The organism is Bradyrhizobium ivorense, from assembly GCF_900696085.1.
In the GTDB taxonomy this organism is placed as follows: Bacteria; Pseudomonadota; Alphaproteobacteria; order Rhizobiales; family Xanthobacteraceae; genus Bradyrhizobium; species Bradyrhizobium ivorense.
In genome coordinates this window covers 220076-241788 of sequence record NZ_CAADFC020000008.1, presented here as the reverse complement: position 1 = coordinate 241788, position 21713 = coordinate 220076, and the positions used below count along the sequence as shown (strand labels likewise).

At 66.1% G+C, this 21713-nt stretch carries 26 protein-coding genes; 16 read left to right on the top strand and 10 right to left on the bottom strand.

From position 1 onward, the window contains the following. Window positions 1-36 precede the first annotated feature (36 nt). Window positions 37-405: a nuclear transport factor 2 family protein gene (locus tag CI41S_RS12200; RefSeq protein WP_139859185.1), complete on the top strand. Its 369-nt coding sequence runs from the start codon at window positions 37-39 to the stop codon at window positions 403-405. 3 nt (window positions 406-408) lie between these two features. Next, a complete protein-coding gene (locus tag CI41S_RS12195; RefSeq protein ID WP_139859183.1) occupies window positions 409-846 on the top strand; it encodes a hypothetical protein in 438 nt (145 codons plus the stop codon). A 297-nt stretch (window positions 847-1143) separates the two neighbouring features. Here CI41S_RS12195 and CI41S_RS12190 read toward each other — a convergent pair whose 3' ends face one another. Genes CI41S_RS12190 through CI41S_RS12175 form a run of 4 tightly spaced genes read right to left on the bottom strand, consistent with a single transcriptional unit; the run spans window position 1144 to window position 2923 of the window. Continuing rightward, window positions 1144-1659: an SRPBCC family protein gene (locus CI41S_RS12190; RefSeq protein ID WP_139859181.1), complete on the bottom strand. Its 516-nt coding sequence runs from the start codon at window positions 1657-1659 to the stop codon at window positions 1144-1146. 32 nt (window positions 1660-1691) lie between these two features. Next, on the bottom strand, window positions 1692-2159 hold the full coding sequence (locus CI41S_RS12185; RefSeq protein WP_139859179.1) for an SRPBCC family protein: 468 nt from the start codon (window positions 2157-2159) through the stop codon (window positions 1692-1694). Continuing rightward, on the bottom strand, window positions 2152-2616 hold the full coding sequence (locus CI41S_RS12180) for an SRPBCC family protein (protein WP_139859177.1): 465 nt from the start codon (window positions 2614-2616) through the stop codon (window positions 2152-2154). Before CI41S_RS12180 ends, CI41S_RS12185 begins: the two co-directional genes overlap by 8 nt. Then, window positions 2609-2923, bottom strand: coding sequence for an ArsR/SmtB family transcription factor (locus tag CI41S_RS12175; protein WP_028333124.1), 315 nt, complete (start codon window positions 2921-2923; stop codon window positions 2609-2611). Before CI41S_RS12175 ends, CI41S_RS12180 begins: the two co-directional genes overlap by 8 nt. A 120-nt stretch (window positions 2924-3043) precedes the next feature. Here CI41S_RS12175 and CI41S_RS12170 point away from each other — a divergent pair, with 120 nt between their 5' ends. The 3 genes from CI41S_RS12170 (at window position 3044) to CI41S_RS12160 (ending at window position 6068) form a co-directional block, all read left to right on the top strand. Further along, window positions 3044-4489, top strand: coding sequence for an LVIVD repeat-containing protein (locus CI41S_RS12170; protein ID WP_139859175.1), 1446 nt, complete (start codon window positions 3044-3046; stop codon window positions 4487-4489). Between the two features lie 7 nt (window positions 4490-4496). Next, window positions 4497-5036: a hypothetical protein gene (locus tag CI41S_RS12165; RefSeq protein ID WP_172628006.1), complete on the top strand. Its 540-nt coding sequence runs from the start codon at window positions 4497-4499 to the stop codon at window positions 5034-5036. 414 nt (window positions 5037-5450) lie between these two features. After that, window positions 5451-6068 (top strand): LysE family translocator, encoded by a 618-nt coding sequence (locus tag CI41S_RS12160; protein ID WP_139859172.1) that lies wholly within the window; start codon window positions 5451-5453, stop codon window positions 6066-6068. A gap of 227 nt (window positions 6069-6295) precedes the next feature. Here CI41S_RS12160 and CI41S_RS12155 read toward each other — a convergent pair whose 3' ends face one another. The 4 genes from CI41S_RS12155 to CI41S_RS12140 form a co-directional block, all read right to left on the bottom strand. Continuing rightward, window positions 6296-7219, bottom strand: a complete 924-nt coding sequence (locus CI41S_RS12155) for an FAD binding domain-containing protein (protein ID WP_139859170.1) — start codon at window positions 7217-7219, stop codon at window positions 6296-6298. Then, entirely contained in the window at window positions 7216-9897 is a 2682-nt protein-coding gene (locus CI41S_RS12150; RefSeq protein WP_139859168.1) for a molybdopterin-dependent oxidoreductase, read from the bottom strand. Before CI41S_RS12150 ends, CI41S_RS12155 begins: the two co-directional genes overlap by 4 nt. Next, complete coding sequence (locus CI41S_RS12145) at window positions 9894-10553, bottom strand: TetR/AcrR family transcriptional regulator (RefSeq protein WP_139859166.1); 660 nt, start codon at window positions 10551-10553, stop codon at window positions 9894-9896. The genes CI41S_RS12150 and CI41S_RS12145 overlap by 4 nt, the downstream gene beginning before the upstream one ends. 85 nt (window positions 10554-10638) lie before the next feature. Next, window positions 10639-11568, bottom strand: coding sequence for an AraC family transcriptional regulator (locus CI41S_RS12140; RefSeq protein ID WP_139859163.1), 930 nt, complete (start codon window positions 11566-11568; stop codon window positions 10639-10641). Between the two features lie 324 nt (window positions 11569-11892). Between CI41S_RS12140 and CI41S_RS12135 the strand changes: the two genes are divergently transcribed. From CI41S_RS12135 to CI41S_RS12095, 11 genes are all read left to right on the top strand, one after another. Beyond that, the gene (locus CI41S_RS12135) at window positions 11893-12228 is read left to right on the top strand and encodes a hypothetical protein (protein WP_139859161.1); all 336 of its coding nucleotides are present in this window, start codon (window positions 11893-11895) and stop codon (window positions 12226-12228) included. A gap of 112 nt (window positions 12229-12340) precedes the next feature. Beyond that, complete coding sequence (locus CI41S_RS12130; protein ID WP_139859160.1) at window positions 12341-13558, top strand: NAD(P)/FAD-dependent oxidoreductase; 1218 nt, start codon at window positions 12341-12343, stop codon at window positions 13556-13558. A 75-nt stretch (window positions 13559-13633) separates the two neighbouring features. Further along, entirely contained in the window at window positions 13634-14428 is a 795-nt protein-coding gene (locus tag CI41S_RS12125; RefSeq protein WP_139859158.1) for an acetoacetate decarboxylase, read from the top strand. Between the two features lie 30 nt (window positions 14429-14458). Beyond that, on the top strand, window positions 14459-15634 hold the full coding sequence (locus tag CI41S_RS12120) for a DUF3734 domain-containing protein (RefSeq protein ID WP_172628005.1): 1176 nt from the start codon (window positions 14459-14461) through the stop codon (window positions 15632-15634). 43 nt (window positions 15635-15677) lie between these two features. Beyond that, window positions 15678-16460 (top strand): 3-hydroxybutyrate dehydrogenase, encoded by a 783-nt coding sequence (locus CI41S_RS12115; protein ID WP_139859156.1) that lies wholly within the window; start codon window positions 15678-15680, stop codon window positions 16458-16460. Between the two features lie 17 nt (window positions 16461-16477). Next, window positions 16478-17224, top strand: a complete 747-nt coding sequence (locus CI41S_RS12110; RefSeq protein ID WP_139859155.1) for an SDR family NAD(P)-dependent oxidoreductase — start codon at window positions 16478-16480, stop codon at window positions 17222-17224. 122 nt (window positions 17225-17346) lie between these two features. Continuing rightward, complete coding sequence (locus tag CI41S_RS44950) at window positions 17347-17478, top strand: hypothetical protein (protein ID WP_283813085.1); 132 nt, start codon at window positions 17347-17349, stop codon at window positions 17476-17478. 237 nt (window positions 17479-17715) lie between these two features. Then, window positions 17716-18888 carry a PepSY-associated TM helix domain-containing protein gene (locus tag CI41S_RS12105; protein ID WP_283813084.1) on the top strand — a complete coding sequence of 391 codons (1173 nt, stop codon included), beginning with the start codon at window positions 17716-17718 and terminating at the stop codon, window positions 18886-18888. After that, entirely contained in the window at window positions 18888-19070 is a 183-nt protein-coding gene (locus tag CI41S_RS12100; protein WP_139859150.1) for a hypothetical protein, read from the top strand. The genes CI41S_RS12105 and CI41S_RS12100 overlap by 1 nt, the downstream gene beginning before the upstream one ends. 25 nt (window positions 19071-19095) lie before the next feature. Beyond that, window positions 19096-19254 (top strand): hypothetical protein, encoded by a 159-nt coding sequence (locus tag CI41S_RS43395; protein ID WP_172628004.1) that lies wholly within the window; start codon window positions 19096-19098, stop codon window positions 19252-19254. Window positions 19255-19444: 190 nt separating this feature from the next. Continuing rightward, a complete protein-coding gene (locus CI41S_RS12095) occupies window positions 19445-19678 on the top strand; it encodes a DUF6894 family protein (protein WP_139859148.1) in 234 nt (77 codons plus the stop codon). A gap of 20 nt (window positions 19679-19698) precedes the next feature. Here the strand turns inward: CI41S_RS12095 and CI41S_RS12090 are convergent, their stop codons facing one another. Beyond that, window positions 19699-20352 (bottom strand): SDR family NAD(P)-dependent oxidoreductase, encoded by a 654-nt coding sequence (locus CI41S_RS12090; protein ID WP_139859146.1) that lies wholly within the window; start codon window positions 20350-20352, stop codon window positions 19699-19701. 33 nt (window positions 20353-20385) lie between these two features. Then, entirely contained in the window at window positions 20386-21336 is a 951-nt protein-coding gene (locus CI41S_RS12085) for a helix-turn-helix transcriptional regulator (RefSeq protein WP_139859144.1), read from the bottom strand. Window positions 21337-21713: the final 377 nt, after the last annotated feature.

Here is a 21713-nt window from a genome sequence, read left to right as displayed (position 1 = left end):
AGTGTGCTCCGCGGTGATGCCGGGGAGGGCGATGGCATGGGCGAACAGATCATGGATCGGGCGGCCGCCGGACGCTTTGTCGCGGCGTGGTGCGCAAGCTGGTGCAAGGTCGATATCGACACCGTCGTCGCGCACTTTGCCGACGACGCGGAGATGCGCAGCCCGTTGGCGCTCAACCTGACGGATTCTCCGGTGGTCGCGGGGGCCGAGAACATCCGCGCCTATTGGCGCCAGGCCTACGGAAGCCTCGAAAGCGCAGACCTCAAGATCCTGAATTGGAGCTGGGACGAGACCATCGCGCGCCTGACGGTGTGGTGGCAACTCGGCGAGACACGCGCCAGCGAGTTCATGGACTTCGACGGTGCCGGCCGTGTGGTGCGCAGCGAAGCCTTCTACGGAAAATAGCCGATGCGATTTTTGGATTTCATCCTGCTCCTCAACGCGCTCTGGTTCTGCGCCGCCTTCGTCCAGTTCAGCATCGCGCAAGGCAATACGCTGAAGATACTGGTTCCGCGAGAAGAGCGTGGGAATCCGATTGCGCCGACCTTGTCGGCCAGCGTCGCGTTTCTCGGCGGCATCAATCTGCCGATCGGGTTGCTGTCGCTATATTGCCTATTGGCACGGCCGCCCTTCTTTCAGGCGACCGACGCGCAGCTCGCGTTGTTCCTGTTCTTCGCCGCGTGTCATTTGAGCCAGTTCGTCTACAACCTGCCCGTCCTGCTGCGCGGCGGCCGCGTCGGGGTCGCCTACTGGCCGGTGCTGAAGGGCCCGATGCTTCGGATTTTCGTCATCGATGCGACGCTGTTCGTGGCCAATCTGATTGTCGCGCTGCTGCTCGTATCGTGATCGGGTGGTCGTTTCTCCACGACCGTGAGTGTGGTGTCGCATCGCGTGCCAAACAAATCGGTGTCATCACCCGCGCATGCGGGTGATCCAGTATTCCAGAGACAGCAGTGCGTGAGCCGATAGGCCGCGGCGTACTGGATCGCCCGGTCCATGTGCGCAATTGCGCACAGGCCGGGCGATGACAGTTATGGGTGGGAACACAGCTTCGCGTTTGTGATTATGGGTCCCGGCCCCCGTGCGCAATTGCGCACTAGGCCGGGACGACGGCGGAGTTTGGGACGACTTGCGTCGCAAGCTTCACGACGGCAGCGCGATCCCCAATTCCTTCAGCGCGGCCATCATGCGTGCCGGGGGCTGCATCGGGATCACCATGGCCTTGCCGGACTCCAGGAGGCTCTTCAGGCTGGAGAGGATCGCCGGCCAGCCGGTGCGGCCGCCAGACAGGATGTCGTCGCTGATCGGGCGGTCATGCGACTGCAGCAGCGTCAGCTTGACGCCGTCGCCGGCCGGCTCGATCTCGTAAGTGACGAGCGTCGGCCCGAGCTTCTCGACCAACTGCGGCCAGTTGACGTTGAAGGTGACGGTCAGCCGCTTCAACGGATCGCATTCGATCACCTCGCCGGAGATATGCAGCGCACCGTCCGGTGTGCGCACGATGTAGGCGCCGCCGATCCGAAGGTCGACTTCGACCGCATGGCCGGAGAAATACTGCCGGCTGAATTCGGCCTCGGTCAGCGCCTGCCACACCTTCTGCGGCGTGGCGGCGATGTAGATCGTGTAGACGATCGCCGGTTTGAATTTCTCGATGTTCATGTCCAGGCGTATCCTTCGATAGATCTTCATTGTCATTCGGCGCCCTCAATCCCGAGCGCCGCGAGCGGAATCGCAGCCGCCCTGCCGGTCTCGAGCAGGCTCTTGAGCCCGGACAGGATCGCAGGCCAGCCCTTGGAGATGCCGTCGAGCAGCTTGCTGCCGACGCCAAAACCCTCATGCGTCACGATCAGCTTGACGATCTTGCCATGCGGCTCGAGCGTGAAGACGACCTTGGTCGCCGGCTCCTTGCGCATCTCGGGATCGGCCTCGTGCTTGAATGTGTAGGACAGCCGGCGCGGCCGGTCGGCCTCGAGAATTTCGCCGGTGTCGGTGATCGTTCCGCTCATCACCAGCGCGAGCGATGAGCCGACCTTCCAGTCGGACTTGAGCTCGGTGTCGAACCAGTATTGCCGCGTGAACTCGCTTCGGGTCAGCGCGTCCCACAGCTTTTCCGCCGTGGTCTCGATGTAGGTGACATAGACGAATTCGGGCTTAGGCATGGCTGGCCTCCCTGGCGCCGCTCGCGGGCAGATCGGCCGGCAGCTCGCGTCCGGTCTCGAGGAAACTCTTCAGGCTTGCGATCACCATCGGCCAGCCGCCGGAGATGTCGCGCAGCGTCTTCGGACCGAGGTTGTCGTGCGTCACGGTCAGCTTGACGACGCGGCCGCGCGGCTCGATGTCGAAGGTGACGCGAGAGGTCTGCTCGCGCGCGGCGCCGTCCTTCACGACGTCCCAGCTGTAAGCGAGCCTGTTCGGCGGCTCCACGGTCAGCACCTCACCCTCGACGGCGCTGCGGCCGTCCTTGACGAGGCGAAACGGTGAGCCGACCTTCCAGTCCGATGTGGCGCGGTAACCGAACCAGTAGCGTTCGGTGAAATCGCCCGATGTCAGCGCGTGCCACAGCTTCTCGGCGGTGGCCTCGATGTAGGTGACGTAGACGTAGTCCGGCTTACTCATCACGCTTCTCCAGTTGTCGTTTCAATTCGCTGAGCGCGGCAAGTTTCCCGCGCTCGAATTTTCTGATCCACCGCTCGCCGATCTGATGGATCGGAACCGGGTTGAGGTAGTGCAGCTTCTCGCGGCCATGTCTGATCGTGGTGACGAGGTTGGCCTCTTCGAGAATCACAAGGTGCTTGGTGACGGCCTGGCGCGTCATGTCGAGGCCGTCGCAGAGCTCGCCGAGCGTCTGCCCGTTCTGATCATGAAGCCGGTCGAGCAGCGTCCGCCGCGAGGCATCCGCGAGTGCTTTGAAGACTTCATCCATGGGTCGGATAATAGGCAACCAAATGGTTGCATGTCAAGAGCGTGTGTTTGGGCGCTGATTTCGGCGTGCTATGTCACCGGCAGCCAACGCAGATTGGCGCGGGAACACGGGGTGATGCGGATGGGTGGTCGCGTTACGGCAGCTTGCTGCACGGTTTTGCTTGTTCTGTTCGCAGGTGGCGCGAATGCCCAGCAACAAAAGATCGGCGACCCGCCCGAAGCCTCCAACATGAGGCTGGTTGGAACCAGCGACCTGCAGGCGCGCAGCGCGTATCAGCCGACCATTCATCACCAGGGCGACAGGTGGATCGCCTATATCGGTCATCACGGCGGCACCGACGACATTCCCGATCCGGTCAATCCGATGACCGGCAAGGCGGAACCGAACGGCACCTCGATCGTCGACGTCACCGATCCCGCGCATCCGAAGTATCTGCGGCACATTCCGGGACAGGAAGGCAAATATGAATCCGGCGGCGCGCAGATGGTGCGGATCTGCGACGGCAAGGATCTGCCGAAGGGCGACCGCAACGCGGTCTACATGCTGCGCGCCGTCGGCTCTCAAGGGCATGAGATCTGGAATGTCGCTGACCCCGCCAATCCGGTTCTCGTCACCAGGATCGGCGAAGGCCTGAAGGACACGCACAAGAGTTTTTGGGAATGCGATACCGGAATTGCGTACCTGGTGTCGGGCGCACCCGACTGGCGCACGCGGCGGATGACGCAGATCTATGATCTCAGCGATCCCGTGCAGCCAAGGAAGATCCGCGATTTCGGCTTGCCGGGACAGGAGCCGGGCTCGACCGGCGCGGTGCCGACCGAGTTGCACGGGCCGATCTCGACCGGGCCGAAAGGCAACCGCGTCTATTTCGGCTACGGCACCAACAAGGGCGGCTTCCTGCAGATCGTCGATCGCGACAAGCTGCTGAACGGGCCGAAGGAGCCGACGCCGGACAATCTGAAACTCCCGGAGATCGCGCGGATGCCGCTGTCGGGGCTGAATGGCGCGCACACGGTGTTTCCGATGCCGGGCATGCCGATCGCCGAATTCGCCCACGACAAGGACGGCAAGACCCGCGACATCGTGATGATCGTCGACGAGGCGATCCAGAACGAGTGCGGCGAGGCGCGGCAGATGGTGTGGTTCGCCGACGTCACCACCGAGGCGCGGCCGATGCTGATCTCGAGCTACACGGTGCCGGAAGCCAGCGGCAATTTTTGCGAGCGCGGCGGCCGGTTCGGCTCGCATTCGTCGAACGAGAGCATGGCGCCGGTCTATTACAAGAAGCTCGCCTTCATCGCCTTCTTCAACGCCGGCGTCCGCGCGCTCGACATCCGCGATCCCTACCACCCGAAGGAGGTCGGCTATTTCATTCCGTCGATCACGGCGGCGACCGACAAGCGCTGCGTCACCATCGACGGCAAGGACGGCTGCAAGGTCGCGATCCAGACCAACAATGTCGAGACCGACGAGCGCGGCTACATCTACGCGGTCGACCGCGCCAACACCGGCCTGCACATTCTCGAACTGACCGGCGCTGCGCGCGCGATCGCCGGCCTGCCGTGAGGCCGTGATGCGCGCATGGCCGGTCATCGCAGCGATGTTTCTGGCGCTCGGCGGCCTCTCGGCCGTGGCCGGCTACGAGATGGCGTCTCCGCGCGGCGGTGCATGGCGCGAGATCGCCTGGCCGTTCCCGCGCGACGGCTGGCCCGCCGGCCGCGCCTACCGCTGCGGCGCCGCCGCGTGCGGCGCCGATATCGAGGTGTACCTCCGGCCCAAGCTCGGCTTCTGCAACTGCGATACCGGCGTTGCCGATGACGACGAGGTCGATCGCGTCGCCGACGTCGACATGATCACCCCGCGCTTCGCGCCACTGCGGGCGGGCGATGTCGTGCGGGTCGCGGAGATGCCCGGCCGCATCAGAGCCTATGACCTCGACATGCCCGGCGGCAAGCGAACCGCGATCGGCATCGCAGTGTCGCATCGTTGCGATCTGATGGCAGTTGCGGCCCAGGGCAGCGGCGATGCGGCGCATGTGCAGCGCGCGGTGTTGGCGTTGCTGGAATCCGCCAGCTTGAAGCAATGGATGATTGCCGCAATGGACGGCCGCTGAACTGATGCCGCTTCACCTCTCCCCGCTTGCGGGGAGAGGTCGGATCGCATCGCAAGATGCGATCCGGGTGAGGGGGTACAGGTCTATTAACCCGCACCGCCTGGTGGAGAGAGCCCCTCACCCCAACCCTCTCCCCGTGAAGGACGGGGAGAGGGAGCAGATCGCGCGCTGAGCGCAACGCTCCTTCTTCACCTCTCCCCGCTCGCGGGGGGAGGTCGGATCGCCCCCGGCGATGCGTAGCATCGTCCGGCGCGATCCGCGTAAGGGGGTACTGGTCTCACCATCCGCACCAGACGTGCGGAGAGCCCCCCTCATCCCGACCTTCTCCCCGCACGCGGGGAGAAGGGGAAGCGCGCCGCTTCCCTCCGCCTCCGCCCCATGCATAATGTCGGCAACGAACAAAAGAGTCCTCTTATGTCCCTGCAAGCCTATCTCGCCTTCGTTGCCGCCTGCGTTGCGCTGGCGCTGCTGCCCGGTCCGATCGTCACCATGGTCATCGCCAACGGCCTGCGCTACGGCACGCGCGCTGCAATGATCAATGTGCTCGGCGCCCAGGCCGGGCTGGCGATCGTGATCGGCATCGTCGCGGTCGGCCTGACCTCGCTGATGGCGACCATGGGATATTGGTTCGACTGGGTACGCTTTGCCGGCGCCGCTTATCTGGTCTGGCTCGGCTACAAGCTGATCCGTGCGCCGGTCGAGGGCGTCAGCACCGACGAACCACTGGCGCCGCCGCGCGGCGGCTTCTTCCTGCAGGGCTTTCTGGTGCTGCTGTCGAACCCGAAGGTGCTGGTGTTCTTCGGCGCCTTCATCCCGCAGTTCATGGATATGGAGAAGCCGCACGTCCCGCAGGTGGCGCTGCTCGGCATCACCTTCATGGTGACGGCGGTGATGAGTGACGGGCTCTATGCCTTGCTGGCCGGCCGCGCCCGCAAATTCTTCTCCAAGGAGCGCACCCGGCTGATGTCGCGGATCTCCGGCGGCTTCATGATCGGCGGCGGCATCTGGCTTGCGCTGACCCGGGCGCGCTGAGCCTCGAGCGGGATGAGTATGCGGCGGGACGGGATCTCGGTTCACCTCTCCCCGTCGGGGAGAGGTCGGATTGCGCTCGGCGATGCGAAGCATCGTCAGGTGCAATCCGGGTGAGGGCCTTGCTCACTCGATAGACCATGACCCCTCACCCGATTTGCTGCGCAAATCGACCTCTCCCAAGGGAGAGGTGGTACTTCCGATGCCGCTACAGGCTCATCCCATCCGACCTAGCCCGCAAGCCGCTCGACCACGTCGCGCACCAAGCCCTTGAGCAGGTCGAGCTTGTATCCGGTCATCGGCAGCGGCTTTGCGCCCGACGTCGCAAGTTCGGCGGCCCGCGCGACGGTTTCGGCATCGGTGGGCTTTCCTTTCAGCGCCGCCTCGCATGCCGCCAGTCGCAGCGGCACCGGGGCGATGCCGCCGGCGGCGATATCGACCTGCTCGAACGTGCCGCCTGAGATCACGGCCCGCACGCAGACCTCCACCAGCGGCCATTCCGCATGGGTGCGGCTGATGGCGCGCTTGTAGAGCGCGCGCTCGCCGGCGAGCGGCGCAGCGAGCTCGATGCGCTGGATCCGTTCGCCTGATCCAAGCAAATTGTCGGCGGTGCCATTACTGCCGTCGCCGAGCAGGTCGGTGATCGACAGCCCGCTGCGCCGGTCGGTGGTGATCCTCGCGTCATAGGCCAACAGCGCCATCGCCATCGTCGACGGATGCGGCGCGACGCAAGGGCCGAGGTCGAACGCGACGTGATAGAGATGGTTGCCCGTTCGCGCCGGACAGTCGGTGCCGCCCTTCTTGAGACAGCCGATCTGCGGATTGCGGAAATACCAGCAGCGCGAGCGCTGCGCGAGGTTGCCGCCGAGCGTCGCCAGCTGCCGGATCTGCGGCGTCGCAAGGCCCTGCGCGGCCGCGGCGATGCCGGGATAGGCCTGCGCGATCCGCGCATCGGAGGCGATCGCCGCGATCGAGGTCAGCGCGCCGATCCGCGCCGCGCCGTCGGCGGCCCAGGTGATCCCGATCGTATCGGGAGTGGCGGCGAGATCGACGATCGGCCCGCGCGACACGCCGCTGCGGCGGCGTTCCGACAGATCGGTGCCGGCGGCACGGAATTCCGGCGCCGTGATTGTAGCTGCGGCTGCAGCACTCATGCGGCGGTCCTCCCTTTCAGCGCGGCAATGATGCGGTCGGGCCGGATCGGAATTTCGGTGAGGCGGACGCCGATCGCGTCGTGAATCGCGTTCGCCACCGCGGGCGACGTCGGCACCGTGGCGACCTCGCCGATGCCGACGCTGTTGCCGAGCACATGGTCGAAGCCGGCCTCGTCGAAATGCACGTTGATCTCCGGCGTGTCTGAAATCCCCGGGATGCGATAATCCTCCATCCCGGCCGTCAGCACGTCGCCGCTGATCGGATCGAGCTCGCGCGCCTCGTAGAGGGCGTAGCCCAGGCCCTGGATCACCGAGCCGCAGGCCTGGCTGTGCGCCAGCGCGGGAGCCGCGACCTTGCCGACCGCAAGGCCGGTGTGCACGTTGAGCACGCGGACGTGGCCGAGCCAGGTGTCGACCTCGACCTCGATCACCTGCACCGAGCTCGGCACGCCGGCGCCGACCACGATGTTGGAGAAGCGGCGCATCATCCAGCCGAAGATGATGCCGATGAAGCCGGCGTCGCGCAGCGGCGAGCGGACGCCGGGCGCGGTGTTCTTGCCATCCTCGCCGCGGGTCTCCGTCACGGCGATGTCCGCCGAGCGCGCGATCAGCTCGCGCCACGGCGCGTTCGAGCCGGGCGCCGGCTTGCGCGTCGCCTGATCGAGGATCGCGGCCTTCAGCTTCCGGATCGCGAGCAGCGTCGGCGGCAGCACCGAGGCGGTGACGCGGCTGCCGCCGGAGCCGGGCCCTTCCGGCAGCGACGAATCGCCGATGCGGACCTCGATCTCATGAGGCTCGAGATCGAATTCGCGCGCGACCGCGTCGGCGATCACGCTGCGGGTGCCGGTGCCGATATCCTGCGTCGCGGTGCTGGCGATGATGCGGCCGCCTCTCACCGCGACCTCGACCTTCACCTTGGGCTGCCAGAGATAGAGCCAGTAGCCGGTCGCGACCCCGACGCCGCGGCGATAGCGGCCGCTCTGGCCCGCCTTGCGGTTGCGCCAGACGTCGAGCCCGGCCGCCCAGTCATACAGCCGTTGCCGGTTGGGATCGGGATCCCAGCGCTTGCGCAGCGCAATCGGGTCTACCTTGAGCCGCCGCGCGGCCTCGTCGACCGCCTGCTCCACCGCAAAAGCCATCGGCGGACCGCCGGGGCCGCGGAAGGCGGACCCGGGCGGCAGATTGCTGATGACGTCGAAATCCGAGAGCGCCTTGGCTTCGGCCGGATAGATCAGCCGCGCCAGGCCGGCGATCGTCGAATTGATGGCGGCGCCCGTATCGGCATGCGCGGTGACGGACAGCGCCTTCAAGCTGCCCTGCTCGGAGGGCAGCAGCGCGACCTTCACCTCCGCGGCCGGCCGATAGCCGGCGACCGAGAGCTCCTCGTGCCGGTCGTAGGCGACCCGGACCGGCGCCTTCGCCGCGCGCGCGAGTTCGATCGCGGCGATCGTCTCCACGCCCATGCTCGACTTCGAGCCGAAGCCGCCGCCGACATGATCGGCGATGACGCGGACCTTGTCGTGGTCGAGCTTGAAGCGCTTTGCGATTTGCTCCTTGAGATGAAACACCCACTGCGACGAGGCGTGCACGGTGAGCCGGTCGCCGACGAAACGCGCCACCGCGGCGTGCGGCTCGAGGCAGGTGTGCTGCTGCGTGCCGGTGCGAAAGGTTGCTTCCACGAGCAGCGGGCTGCCGGCCTGGCGCGCCTCGTTGACCCAGCTGCGCACCTTGCCGGCGCGCTGCGAGAACGCCGCGGTCGGCCCGCGCACGTTCTGCTTCCACGGCGCCGGCCCGCCGCCAGCTTCCGAGACGTTGCCTGCGCGCTTGCGGCTCGCTTTGTCGAACACCACAGGCGCGTCATCCTTGCGTCCGGCGTCGAGCCCGATCACCGCGGGCAGGCGCTCATAAGTCACGTTGATCGCGGCGAGCGCGGCCAGCGCGCTTTTGCGGTCCTTGGCGGCGACCGCGGCAATCGGCTCGCCGACATAGCGCACGACGCGGTCGTCGGCGAGCAACGCCACGGCGGCGACGCCGGACAGTGCGCGCGCCGGCGCCAGATCGAGCGCGGTAATGCGGGCATGCGCCTCGCGCGAGCGCAGGATCACGCCCTCGAGCTGGCCGTCGTGCCTGATATCGACGGTGTATTTGGCCGCGCCCGTCACCTTGTCGCGGGCCTCGATGCGCGGCGCGGCCACGTCGTTGCCGTCGAACCGGCCGGCGCAGGCATCCGCCACCGCGCGAAAAATCCCGTCATAGGCGCCGCAGCGGCAGAGATGGCCCGACAACGCCGCGCCGATCTCCTCGCGCGACGGCACCGCCGTGCCCTTGGTCGCGCGCCAGCGGTCGCAGAACGCGGCGGCTTCGACGATGAAGCCGGGCGTGCAGAAGCCGCATTGCAGCGCGTCGTGTGCCATGAACGCCTTCTGCACCGCATGCAGGCTTGCCGCGCCGATGCCCTCCACCGACGTCACCGATTTGCCGGCGGCGGCCTGCGCCGGCATCAGGCAGCTTGCGACCGGCGCGCCGTCGACCAGCACCGTGCAGGCACCGCAAACACCGGCGCCGCAGACCAGCTTGGTGCCGGTGAGCCTGAGCTGGTCGCGGACGACGTCGATGAGCAGCGCGTCGGGATCGTCGGGCAGGGCTTCGACGCGGCCGTTGATGGTCATCGTGCTCATGGAGATCCTCCAGCCTTGCTCCGTGACGGTCTTCGCTCCGCCGCCGCCTTGCGGGCGGACGGCTTTTGCCTCGGCGCGGCGCCGGCGCACAGCACCCGCACCATCAGCGCCATGTCCTTCAGAAACGCATCGACCGGCTGCATCCCCGGGTGCTGCGATTTCGATGCGTGCAGGGCCATTTCGACCAGTCGGGCGAATTCGGCCGGTGCCATGCCCTGCGGCAGCACGAGCTGCAGCCTCTGCGCGGTGCGCGTGACGGTCGCGACGAGACGCTCGGCATAAACGGCCGAATATTTCTGGTAGAGGTCGCGCGCCTGCGCCAGATGCTCGGAATACAGCTCCTCGATATGCGGCGAGCCGTCGAACGAGGCGATCATCGTCTGCATCCGCGCCGTCATGCCGGCGACGAGGATGTCGGCAAGCGTGCCGCCGTCCTGCTCCGCCTTGCCGATCGCGGCCTGCTCGGCGGCAATCGCATCCTCATGCACGCGTTCGATCACGGCGCGGAACAGCGCTTCGCGCGATTCGAAATGATGATACAGCGCCTGCCGCGTCAGCCCGGCGGCTTCCGCCACCTGCTCGATCGAGGAGCGGCGAAAGCCGTGGCGGCGGAACACCAGCATGGTCGCATCGAGAATGCGGGTTTTCGGTCCCATTTGTCGAATTTGACAAATTATGGAAATTTGTCAAATCGCGATTTGGTGACTGCCGGGGGGGACACCTTGCCGCGCGGGGCGCGGCTCAGGTCTCGATATTCGGCACGCGATACATCTCGCGGCGCCATAGCGCCGGGCTGATGCCGACCGCGGCGGAAAACACCCGCGTGAAATGGCTTTGGTTGGCAAAGCCGGCCGCGATCGCAATCTCGGACAGCGGCAGGTCGATCACCGCCATCAATTGCTTGGCGACCTTCACCCTCTGCTGCAGCAGCCATTGGTGCGGCGGCAGGCCGGTGGAGACGCGAAACGCACGCGAAAAATGGCTGACCGACAGGTCGAACTCGGCCGCGATCTGCTTCAATGGGATCTTGCCGCGAAGGTCGGCCTCGAGCCGTTCGCAGGCCTGCCTGGCCTGCCATGCGGCAAGGCCGCCGCGGGCCGGCGCGGTGACGCTGTGCAGTCCGCCATAGGTCCGGGCGACATGGGCGCTGAAGGCGAGCATCACATGATCGACGAACAGCTGGTTGACTTCCTCCGGCCGGCGCAAGGCCTCGAGCAGCACGGCGCTGAGATGGCGGATGACGCCGTCGTCGTGGCCGATGCCGGGCTCGTAGCCGAGCTCGTCGATCCGCCGCGCGCGGGACTGCCGCGCGATATCGTCAAGCGCCGAGCGCGGCAGGTAGAAGAAGACGGAGTGAAACGGCTTGTCGATCACGTAGCGCGGGTCGCGCTTCAGATCGTACAGATAGGTCGCGCCGCTGCGGATGTTCGACTTGGTGATGCAGCGGCCGTCTTCCCAGCACTCGCAATCGTCGTAGTCGCGAAACTTGAGGCTGACGAGATAGGCGTCGTCCGCAGGCAGCGAGCCGGACAGATCGCGCACCGGATTGTCGTTGCGAATTTCGGTGACCGCGAGCGCATCGCTGCGCAACGAACGCGTGATCAGCGAGGGCGCATGTTTCAATTGCAGGGGTTGCCCGAGCCTCCGTCCGTAGACGCCAGCCTGTGCCATGTCGATGAATTCCGTCAGTGTTATCAGACCCGGGAGCCCACGATCGTCGTCCCAAATGGTCGTACTGCATTATCAGAGATCGGCGCGGCGCCGTCCAGTTCCTGGCGCGATCGTAAGCGGCCTTGGCGGAGCGATCACGACAACGCGATTTCGAAATGATTTCAAGGGCATTGAGGTCCGATGACGTTGCGCCGCATGCCGGCGGCCGGCGCCGGCAGGTGCACTAGCCGCAATCGCTCTGCAGGTACGGCAATCGCTCTGGGGCGGCGGCACGTCCAATTCGCTAGACCATCATCGCGCCCACGCCAACGACGGAGACACGCGATGATCTGGAAAGATTTAGGCAGCTCCCTTGCTCTCACCCGGCGACGCAGGGCCGTCGCCACTGCGCTCATGTACGGGCTCACGCTGACGGTTCGCTTCACGTCGGCGGCCGGTGACGAAGCGGACACGCCGGCAAAGGCCGTTCAGGGCAGCGATCCGATCACGTCGATCATGATCAATGACGGTACGCCGATCCTCGCCGGGGACTGGCTGCCGGGTCCGGCGCAACTGGCTGCCCTTCGCCGCGGCGCGTCGCTGAGTTCGCGAGGTTGCCTTGCGGCATGCGAGCGTCCCGCGCGCATGCCATTCGTCACCGGCTGCGTCTCGCGTCAATAGCGCGACTGAAGCCCGATTCACCTGTTCGCGTCGTTGATCGCAACAAGCCTTGCCGCCCGCGGCAGGCAGCGGCGGCGCGCGCGCCTGACTACCAAACCAGAGGAGACTTGAAATGCGAATCGTCATCATTGGTGCCGGCTTCGCCGGTATGTATGCCGCGCTGTCCGCCGCCCGCCTGCGCGAGATCAAGGGCGCTTCGCCCGAGGAGCTCGAGATTGCGCTGGTCGCGCCGCAGCCGACGCTGGTGGTCCGCCCGCGGCTCTACGAGCCGAAGCCGGAAACCCTGACCGCGCCGCTGCTCGACGTCTTCAACGCGATCGATGTGGTCTATGTGCAGGGCAGCGCCGAGGCGGTCGACACCAAGGCCCGCACCGTGCAGATCGTCACCGCCAAGGATGCGCGCAAGACGCTGCCCTACGATCGCCTGATCGTGGCGACCGGCAGCCGGCTGTTCCGTCCCAACGTGCCTGGGCTTGCCGAGCACGGCTTCAGCGTCGACAGCCTCGAGGACGCGATCGCGCTCGACAAGCATCTGCACGGCCTTGCCAAACTGCCGCAATCGACGGCGCGCGACACGGTCGTCGTTGCCGGCGGCGGCTTCACCGGCATCGAGGCGGCCACCGAGTTGCCGTCACGGCTCCGCGCCATCCTCGGCAAGGATGCCAAGCCGCGCATCGTCATCGTCGATCGCGGCGCCGCCATCGCGCCCGATATGGGCGAGGGCCCGCGCCCGATCATCGAGGACGCGATGCGCAAGCTCGGGGTCGAGGGCCGCTTCGGCGCCGGCGTCGCCGAGGTGAGCAAGTCCGGCGTCACGCTCTCGAACGGCGAGCATATCGAGGCCGCGACCGTGGTCTGGGCCGCCGGCATTCGCGCCGCGCCGCTGACCCAGCAGATTCCCGCCGAGCGCGACAATTTCGGCCGCCTGCTGGTCGACCGCGATCTGCGCGTGCAGGGGATCCCCGGCGTGTTCGCCGCCGGCGATGCGGCGCGCGCCGCGTGCGACGATGTCGGCAATTACGCGCTGATGTCGTGCCAGCATGCGACGCGAATGGGCGCCTTTGCCGGCAACAATGCAGCCGCCGAGCTGCTCGGCGTTCCGACCAGGCCCTACCATCAGAAGGGTTACGTCACCTGCCTCGACCTCGGCGGCGCCGGCGCGCTGTTCACGCGGGGCTGGGAGCGCGAGGTGACGATGGTCGGCGACGTCGCCAAGAAGACCAAGCAGGAGATCAACACCGTCTGGATCTACCCGCCGCGGGCCGAGCGTGCCGCCGCGCTGGCCTCCGCCGATCCGGAGCATGTGACCGACGTGTCTGGCTTCTTCTAGACCCGTCACGGAGCGGGCCGCGCTTGCCCTGAAGCGCGGCCCGCCCACCTCAAATCACTCTGGAGCTCGATCACCATGAAACACGACACCGTGCGCGCGTCGTCGTTCGCGATGCCGCTGACCAATCCGGCCTTTCCGCCCGGGCCGTACCGCTTCATCAACCGCGAATATTTCATCATCCAGTACCGGACCGATCCGGATGCGCTGCGCCGCGTGGTGCCGGAGCCGCTGGAGCTGACCGATCCCGTGGTGAACTACGAGTTCATCCGGATGCCCGACTCCACCGGCTTCGGCGACTACACCGAGAGCGGCCAGGTGATCCCGGTCGCCTACAAGGGCCAGCTCGGCGGCTTCACCCATCAGATGTTCCTCAACGATCATCCGCCGATCGCCGGCGGGCGCGAGCTGTGGGGCTTTCCCAAGAAGCTGGCGCAGCCGAAGCTCGAGGTCGAGATCGATACGCTGGTCGGCACGTTGAACTACGGCTCGGTGCGCATCGCGACCGGCACCATGGGCTACAAGCACCGCGCGCTCGACATCGCGGCCGAGGCGAAGAAGCTCGCCGCGCCGAATTTCCTGCTCAAGATCATTCCGCATGTCGACGGCACGCCGCGCATCTGCGAGCTGGTGCGCTATCACCTCGAGAACATCACCGTGAAGGGTGCATGGACCGGACCGGCTGCGCTCGATCTCTATTCGCACGCGCTGGCCCCGGTGGCCGAGCTGCCGGTGCTGCAGGTGCTGTCAGCCAAGCACCTTGTCGCCGACCTCACGCTCGGGCTCGGCAGCGTGGTGCACGATTATCTCGCCGCCGGCCACACCGCGCCGCGCCGCGGCGCCGACGCCTTGATCGAAGCGAATGCCGGCTGAGCGGAATCAGCCTCATCAGGAGTGCCAACCATGTTGAATGTGATGCGCGAGCAGACCAATCCGGTGCCGCGGCAGGCCAGGTCGCTGCCGTATGATGTCGTGGCGCTGGTGCTGCAGGGCGGCGGCGCGCTCGGCGCCTATCAGGCCGGCGTCTATGAGGGCCTGCACGAGGCCGGCATCCGGCCGAACTGGCTTGCCGGGATTTCGATCGGCGCGCTCAACGCCGCCATCGTCGCTGGCTCGCCCGAAGCCGAGCGGGTGCAGCGGCTGCGGCAATTCTGGGAGACCATCTGCGCCTACTCGATCGAGTGGCCCGCCGGCGAGGGGCTGGTCAATGCCTTGCCCTTTGCATTCGACATCAGCTCGGTCCGCAACGCGCTGGCGGCGATGCGGGCGCTGGTCCAGGGGCAACCCGGCTTCTTCAAGCCGCGCTTTCCCTCGCCGCTGTGGTCGCCGTTCTCGGGTGATGCCTCGACAAGCTTCTACGACACGGCACCGTTGCAACAGACCCTGGAGCGGCTGGTCGATTTCGACCGGCTGAACTCCGGGGAAGTGCGGGTCAGCGTCGGCGCCGTCAACGTCCGCACCGGCAACCTGACCTATTTCGACACCGCCGAACGCCGCCTCGGACCGAAGCATTTCATGGCGTCAGGCGCGCTGCCGCCGGGATTCCCTGCCGTCGAAATCGAAGGCGAGCACTACTGGGATGGCGGCGTGGTCTCGAACACGCCGCTGTCCCGTGTGCTCTCCGGGGAGCCATGCGACACGCTGACGTTCCAGATCGATCTCTGGTCGGCCAAGGGCCGCGTTCCCTACGACATGATGGAAGTGTCGAGCCGCCAGAAGGACATCCAATATTCCAGCCGCACCCGCGCCATCACCGATCAGGCGCTGCGGATGCAGAAGATGCGGCAGGCGCTGCAACGGACGCTCGCGCTGCTGCCGGACTCCGCCAAGCAGGATCCGGAAATCCGCGCCATCGCCGAGATGGCCCGCCATCGCTCCTGCAACATCGTCCACCTGATCTATCAGACCAAGCTCCACGAAGGCCATTCGCGGGACTACGAGTTCGGGCTGAGCGGAATGCGCGCACACTGGCAGAGCGGGCTGGAGGACATCCGCCGCACGCTGGCCGACCCGGGCCGCCTCGACCGGCCGGCGCCGGAGCTCGGCATCGTCACCCACGACATCCATCGCCGCGACTGAGCTTGCGGCACATCTCACCTACAAAGCATCGAAAGGAATTGTCATGTTGAAGGGCAAGGTCGCGATCGTGACCGGATCGACCAGCGGCATCGGGCTCGGCATCGCCAGCGAGCTGGCGAGGCTCCGCGCCGACATCGTGCTGAACGGCTTTGGGGATGCCGGGGAGATCGAGCAGATCCGCGGCGGCATCACGCGCGAGTATGGCGTGCGCGTCGCCTATGACGGCGCCGACATGTCGAAGGAGGAGGCAGTGCGCGGATTGATCGCCGCCACGGTTGAGAAATACGGCCGGCTCGACATTCTCGTGAACAATGCCGGCATCCAGTTCACCGCGCCGGTCGAGGAATTTCCGGCCGCGAAGTGGAACGCGATCCTGGCGATCAATCTGTCGGCCGCGTTCCACGGTATTGCCGCCGCGGTGCCGCAGATGCGGAAGCAGGGCTGGGGCCGCATCGTCAACATTGCCTCCGCGCATGGGCTCGTCGCGTCGACGCACAAGGCCGCCTATGTCGCGGCCAAGCATGGGCTGATCGGCCTGACCAAGGTGGTCGGTCTCGAGACCGCCGGCAGCGGCGTGACCTGCAATGCGGTTTGTCCCGGCTGGGTGCGTACGCCGCTGGTCGACAAGCAGATCGACGACATCGCCGCGCAGCGCGGCATCAGCCAGCAGGATGCAGCGAAGGAGTTGCTGGCGGAGAAGCAGCCGTCGCTGCAGTTCGTCTCGCCGGCGCAGCTCGGCGGCACTGTGGCTTTCCTGTGCTCGGGCGCGGCCGATCAGATCACGGGGACCGCGATCTCGGTCGATGGCGGCTGGACCGCGCAGTGACAGAAGGGCGAACCAACATGCAGGACGCGAAAGTCATTATTGTCACCGGCGGGAGCTCCGGCATCGGGCGCGCGGCGGCGCTTCGCTTTGCCCGGCAAGGCGACAGGGTGCTCGTAACCGGACGACGTGCCGGGCCGATCGAGCAGACGGTTGCGGAGCACCCGGGCATCGTGGGCCTGGTTGCGGATGCGGCCTCCGCGGACGACGCCGCGCGCACCATCGCCAAGGCGATCGAGACCTGGGGCAGGGTGGATGCGTTGATCAACAATGCGGGCGCCGGCGCGATCTTGCCGCTGGCCGATGCGGCAGCTGATCGCATCATGGATATCTTCGCGGTCAATGTGATCGGCCCCAGCCTGCTTGCGGCGGCCGCGCTTCCTCACCTGCGGGCCACGCGGGGCAGCATCGTCAACGTCTCGAGCACCTTCGGCCACAAGCCGGCGGCGGGATTGTCGCACTACGCCGCCAGCAAGGCGGCGTTGGAGCATTTGACACGCTGCTGGGCGCTGGAGCTCGCGCCGTTCGGCGTTCGGGTGAACGCGGTGGCGGCGGGGCCCACCGAATCGGGCGCGCTGACCGGCATGATGGGGCTCTCCCCGGAGCAGGCGGCAGCGATCAAGCAGCAGGAGCGCGCGCGCATTCCGCTCGGCCGGCGCGGTGTGCCCGACGATGTTGCTGAATGGATCGTTCGGATTGCCGGCCCGGCCTCGGAATGGATGACCGGCCAGGTGATCGCGGCCGACGGCGGTCTGGGGCTCGCCTAGCCGTGGCACCTGCCGGCCACGCGGCCGCCTGAGTGTGGTGCCGCCTTTCCGCGAAACCATCTCTGCCGACACGCATTGTCGGCGGGGGTGGAAATGGAGCGGAACATGGCGTCACGGAGAATTTGGATCGCAGTGGCGGGACGGCCAACAACACCGTCGGCGGGCCCGGCGTCGGCGTCGGCCACGCCGCCAACGGACGGCCGACCGGTTCGGGGCTCGGCTCTCCGGAGAATCCGATCAACGGTTCGCAATAGCGGCGGGAGGCGACCGGGATCGATTAGAACGATCCTAAGTGTCCTCGACTGAAGTGGGCGAAATTGCCGCAGCCTACTTCAACGCGCGTTGCGGGTTCGCAACAGAAGCAGCGAGATAGCCGGACCTTGGACGGGTTCTAAGGGCCGCACCGCTGCGCGCCGATCTCATCATGCTAGTGACGTGGCGATGAAATGCATCTGACGCGCGCGTCAGATGATCCGGAATTGGCAATTCAATTGACGTCAACCACAAAATCCCTGCGGCGCTGGGGCGCGGTCCACAAGTGGACCAGCCTGATCTGCACGCTGTTCATGCTGCTTTTGTGCATCACCGGCCTGCCGCTGATCTTTCACGAGCAGATCGACGATCTGCTGCACGAGCAGGTCAAGGCGGCCGAGGTGCCGGCCGGCACGCCGCTCGCCAATCTGGACCACATGCTCGCCAACGCGCTGGCGCAGGCGCCGGGAAAGGTGCCGCACTTCCTGATCTGGGATCGTGACGATCCCAACGCCATGTTCGTCAGCGTCGGCCCGACGATCGATGCCGATCCGACCAAGAACCTGCTGATCCGGATGGATTCGCACACCGGCGCCTATCTCGATGCGCCCGACGTGACCGGGCGCTTCACCTACATCATGCTGAAGCTGCACACCGACATGTTCGCCGGCCTGCCCGGAAAGCTGTTTCTCGGGCTGATGGGAATCCTGTTCTGCGTCGCGATCATTTCCGGAATCGTGGTCTACGCGCCCTCGATGCGCAAGCTGCGCTTCGGTGCTTACCGCGCCAAGCGCACCCGCGTTGTGCGCTGGCTCGACGTGCATAATCTCGCCGGCATCCTGCTGGTGGCCTGGACACTGGTGGTCGGCTTCACCGGCGTCATCGACACCTGGGCCGATCTCGTGCTGAAGATGTGGCAGTTCGGCCAGCTCGCCGAAATGACGGCGCAGTACAGCGACCGGCCAGTGCCGTCGAAGCTGACCTCGGTCAATGCCGCGGTGCAGGTCGCGACCGAGGCGGTGCCCGGGATGACGCCGAGCTTCGTCGCATTTCCGGGCACTCTGTTCAGCAGCAAGACCCACTATGCCGTGTTCCTGCATGGCGACACGCCGCTGACCTCGCGGCTGCTCAAGCCGGCGCTGATCGATGCGGAAACCGGCAAATTGACCGACAGCCGCGACATGCCCTGGTATGTGCTGACCCTGTTCGTGTCGCAGCCGCTGCATTTCGGCGACTATGGCGGCATGCCGCTGAAGATCGTCTGGGCGCTGCTCGACATCCTGACCATCTTCATCCTGGTCACCGGCCTTTATTTATGGTGGCGGCGGCGCAAGGCCGGCGTCAGCCAGGAGCGCGCAATCGCCAATGCCGGGGCGATCGATAATCCACTCTTGTCGTCGTCGCGCCGCTGATGATCTCGCATCGCTCTTTGGCCCAGATCTTCGCGGCCCCGCTCGTCATCGCGATCCTGAGCACGGTGGGACTGATCAGCGCGCTGGTCGGCGACGGCTGGTGGGATGCCATCTCGTGGGCGGCGCTCGGCCTGCCGGTGTTGCTGTATCTGCTGTTCATCTGGCGGCGCCGGTCCTATTGATCAGAACGCCAGCGCGTGCGCGGCGATGTTCTCGCCCGGCCTCGAGATCTTGCTGCACTACCCGAGCCGCAAGGGCCTGCCGGCGCGGGTCAGGGCCTTTGTCAAATTCATGCTGGAGCATCTGCGCAGGAATCCCGACCTGCAGACCGATCCGCACGTCCTGCTGGCGCCGTTCCGCGGTTAGAGCATGATCCGGAAAAGTGCGAAGCGGTTTTCCGAAAAGATCATGCTCAACAAAGAGCTAAAGCGGGCGCCCCGTGAATCAGCAACCTCGCGCCAGTGTGAGCGGCCTCACAGATAGCCTTGCGTCGGCCGCCTACACTTCGGTCATGCAAGGGCGAGCCTGCTCGCCCGGATGCTGCGAGGACACGTGCATGACCCAGGTCTATTTTCACTGCTCCAACACCCAAGGCGTGCTGATGGATCGCCGCGGCACCGCCGTCACCAGCCTCACCGAGGCGTGCGAGGCGGCCACCTGCGCGATGCGATCGCTGGTCGCGACGGCCAGCCTGGAAGACTGGCGCGACTGGGCCATGCATGTCAGCGACGAGGCCGGCGACGAGATCTGCCTCCTGTCCTTTGCATCCGTCCTCGGCAAGCCGCACTGAGAGATCCCAGCACCCCGAAATCATAGTCCGTAGTTCGTCTCGACCGTCCAGGAGTCCTTCGGCTGGCTGTGCAGATGCCAGAACTGGTCCGCCACCGCCGAGGCTTCCTTCGATTCCGGGGCAACCAGGGTGCAGACCGTCACCGTCGCGACATGGATTCCCTTGGCCCGGTACTGTTCGAAAAGCCCGTGAGCCAACGCGCGAATGCCGGCCTTGCCGATGCTGATCGAGAGAAAGTCCGGGCTCGGGGCAAGGGCGAAGCCGCCTCCCGTCAACAGAATCGTACCGGACCGTTGCGCTTCCATCTTCGAGGCAACGGCCTGCGCGGCGGCAAGCGCGCCTCCGATATTCACGGCCAGATCAAAATTGAAGCTGTCGCGCGGCTGCTCGGCGAGCGTCGCCTTGCGCAATGACGCCGCGTTGTAGTGCAGGACGTCCACCGAGCCGTGCCGCGTCTCAACTTCGGCGACCAGCTCCGCCACGCTCTTCGCGTCGCTCGCATCCACGTTCCGCGCCTCGGCCTTGTAGCCTTTCGACATGAGCCGATCGGCCAGCTCCTGAGCCCTGGGGAGCCGCCGGGCGGCCAGAACCACTTGAAAGCCTTCCCTTGCAAAGCGCTCGGCGGTCGCGAAACCCATTCCCGGGCCCGCTCCGATGCTGAGAAATGTCTTCATCGCTTGTTTCCCTTCGACGCTGCACTTGAACCTTCACCGCACGCGTCGCCGCCAATCGCTGGGGGTCTCCCCGGTCAACTTTCTGAACGCCGCGGCGAAGGCGGTCTGGGAGGAATAGCCGAGCGCGGCCGCGACCGAGACGACCGACACGTCGGTGTCGCGCAGCATGCTCATGGCCTGCTCGAGCCGATGCTGGCGCAACCAGGCATGCGGGGAGAGCCCGGTGCTTTCCTTGAACGCGCGGCAGAAATGGAAGCGCGACAGGCCTGCATCCGCAGCCAGGGCGGCAAGCGAGACGTCGGTGTCGCTATCCGAACGCAGGCGCTCGATAGTCCGGCTCAGCACCCTGGGCGACAGCCCGCCCATGACCGGCCGGAACGCGGCAGGTGAGCCGGCGTGCGCCGAGAGCAGGCGCGTCGCCAGAAGGTCGGTCAGCTGGTGCCTGAACAGCGTATCCAGTGCCGCGCAGCCCTCGAGCGCATCGGCCGCGCTCAGCAGCAATCGGGATGTGATGGGGTCGGGATGCGCGGTTCGCTCCACAAGGTCACCGGCAGCGGCGGTGCCGGCTTCGAGGGCAACGCGATCGAGCGTTGTTTGCGGAAGATAGAGCTGGAGGACGCTCAAGGGCTGAAAGATATCCCACCGCGAGGTCGAACCGGCCGGAATCACCGTGACGGTCCCGGGACGCGTCATTCCGTTGACAAACGCCCGGCCGTCGCGGCGCTCGAACCGCACCGGCTCGGCGGGAAAAGTCATGATGACGTGGTCGGCCATCGGCCGGACCACGTCATGCAGCGGATCATGCCTCCAGAAGGTGATCATGCCGCTGGTTGGGTCCGACGCCATGTGTAGCGGCGCCGTCTTGAGCACCCGCGCCATTTCTGCGTCGGCATGCGGGCGTTCGCCGGTCGGTAAATCGTCTTGCTGCACCGGAGACGCGCCTGCCTGATTCTGCGAAATAGCTCGCGCAAGCGGCTTGCTCATGGACCTGTTCTCGCCGGTGAGAGGGTCTGTCTTGCGCGTTCGATGCGTTCTAGGCGCGGTACGGGTCTGGGGTCTTTCCCGAAGCGACTGCGATTTGTCCGATCCTGCTGCACTTATCCGAAAACGCGCGCTCGATCGCAAGGCGGTGCGACGTTTGTGAAAGACAACAATCCTGACGCATCTGAGCAAAGAACCGAGCTTTGTGTTACGATTTTCCAAACTGTCATCCTCGCGCAACGGCTTCGCCTTTGTCGCTGGAGGTGCAAGCCCAGCAGCGCAATTGCGCTGCTGAACCCCGGAGGATGAACCGGCCCGGCTGGCGGCCGTCGATCCTTCGAGGCTCGCTTCACGAGCACCTCAGGATGACGGAACGAACA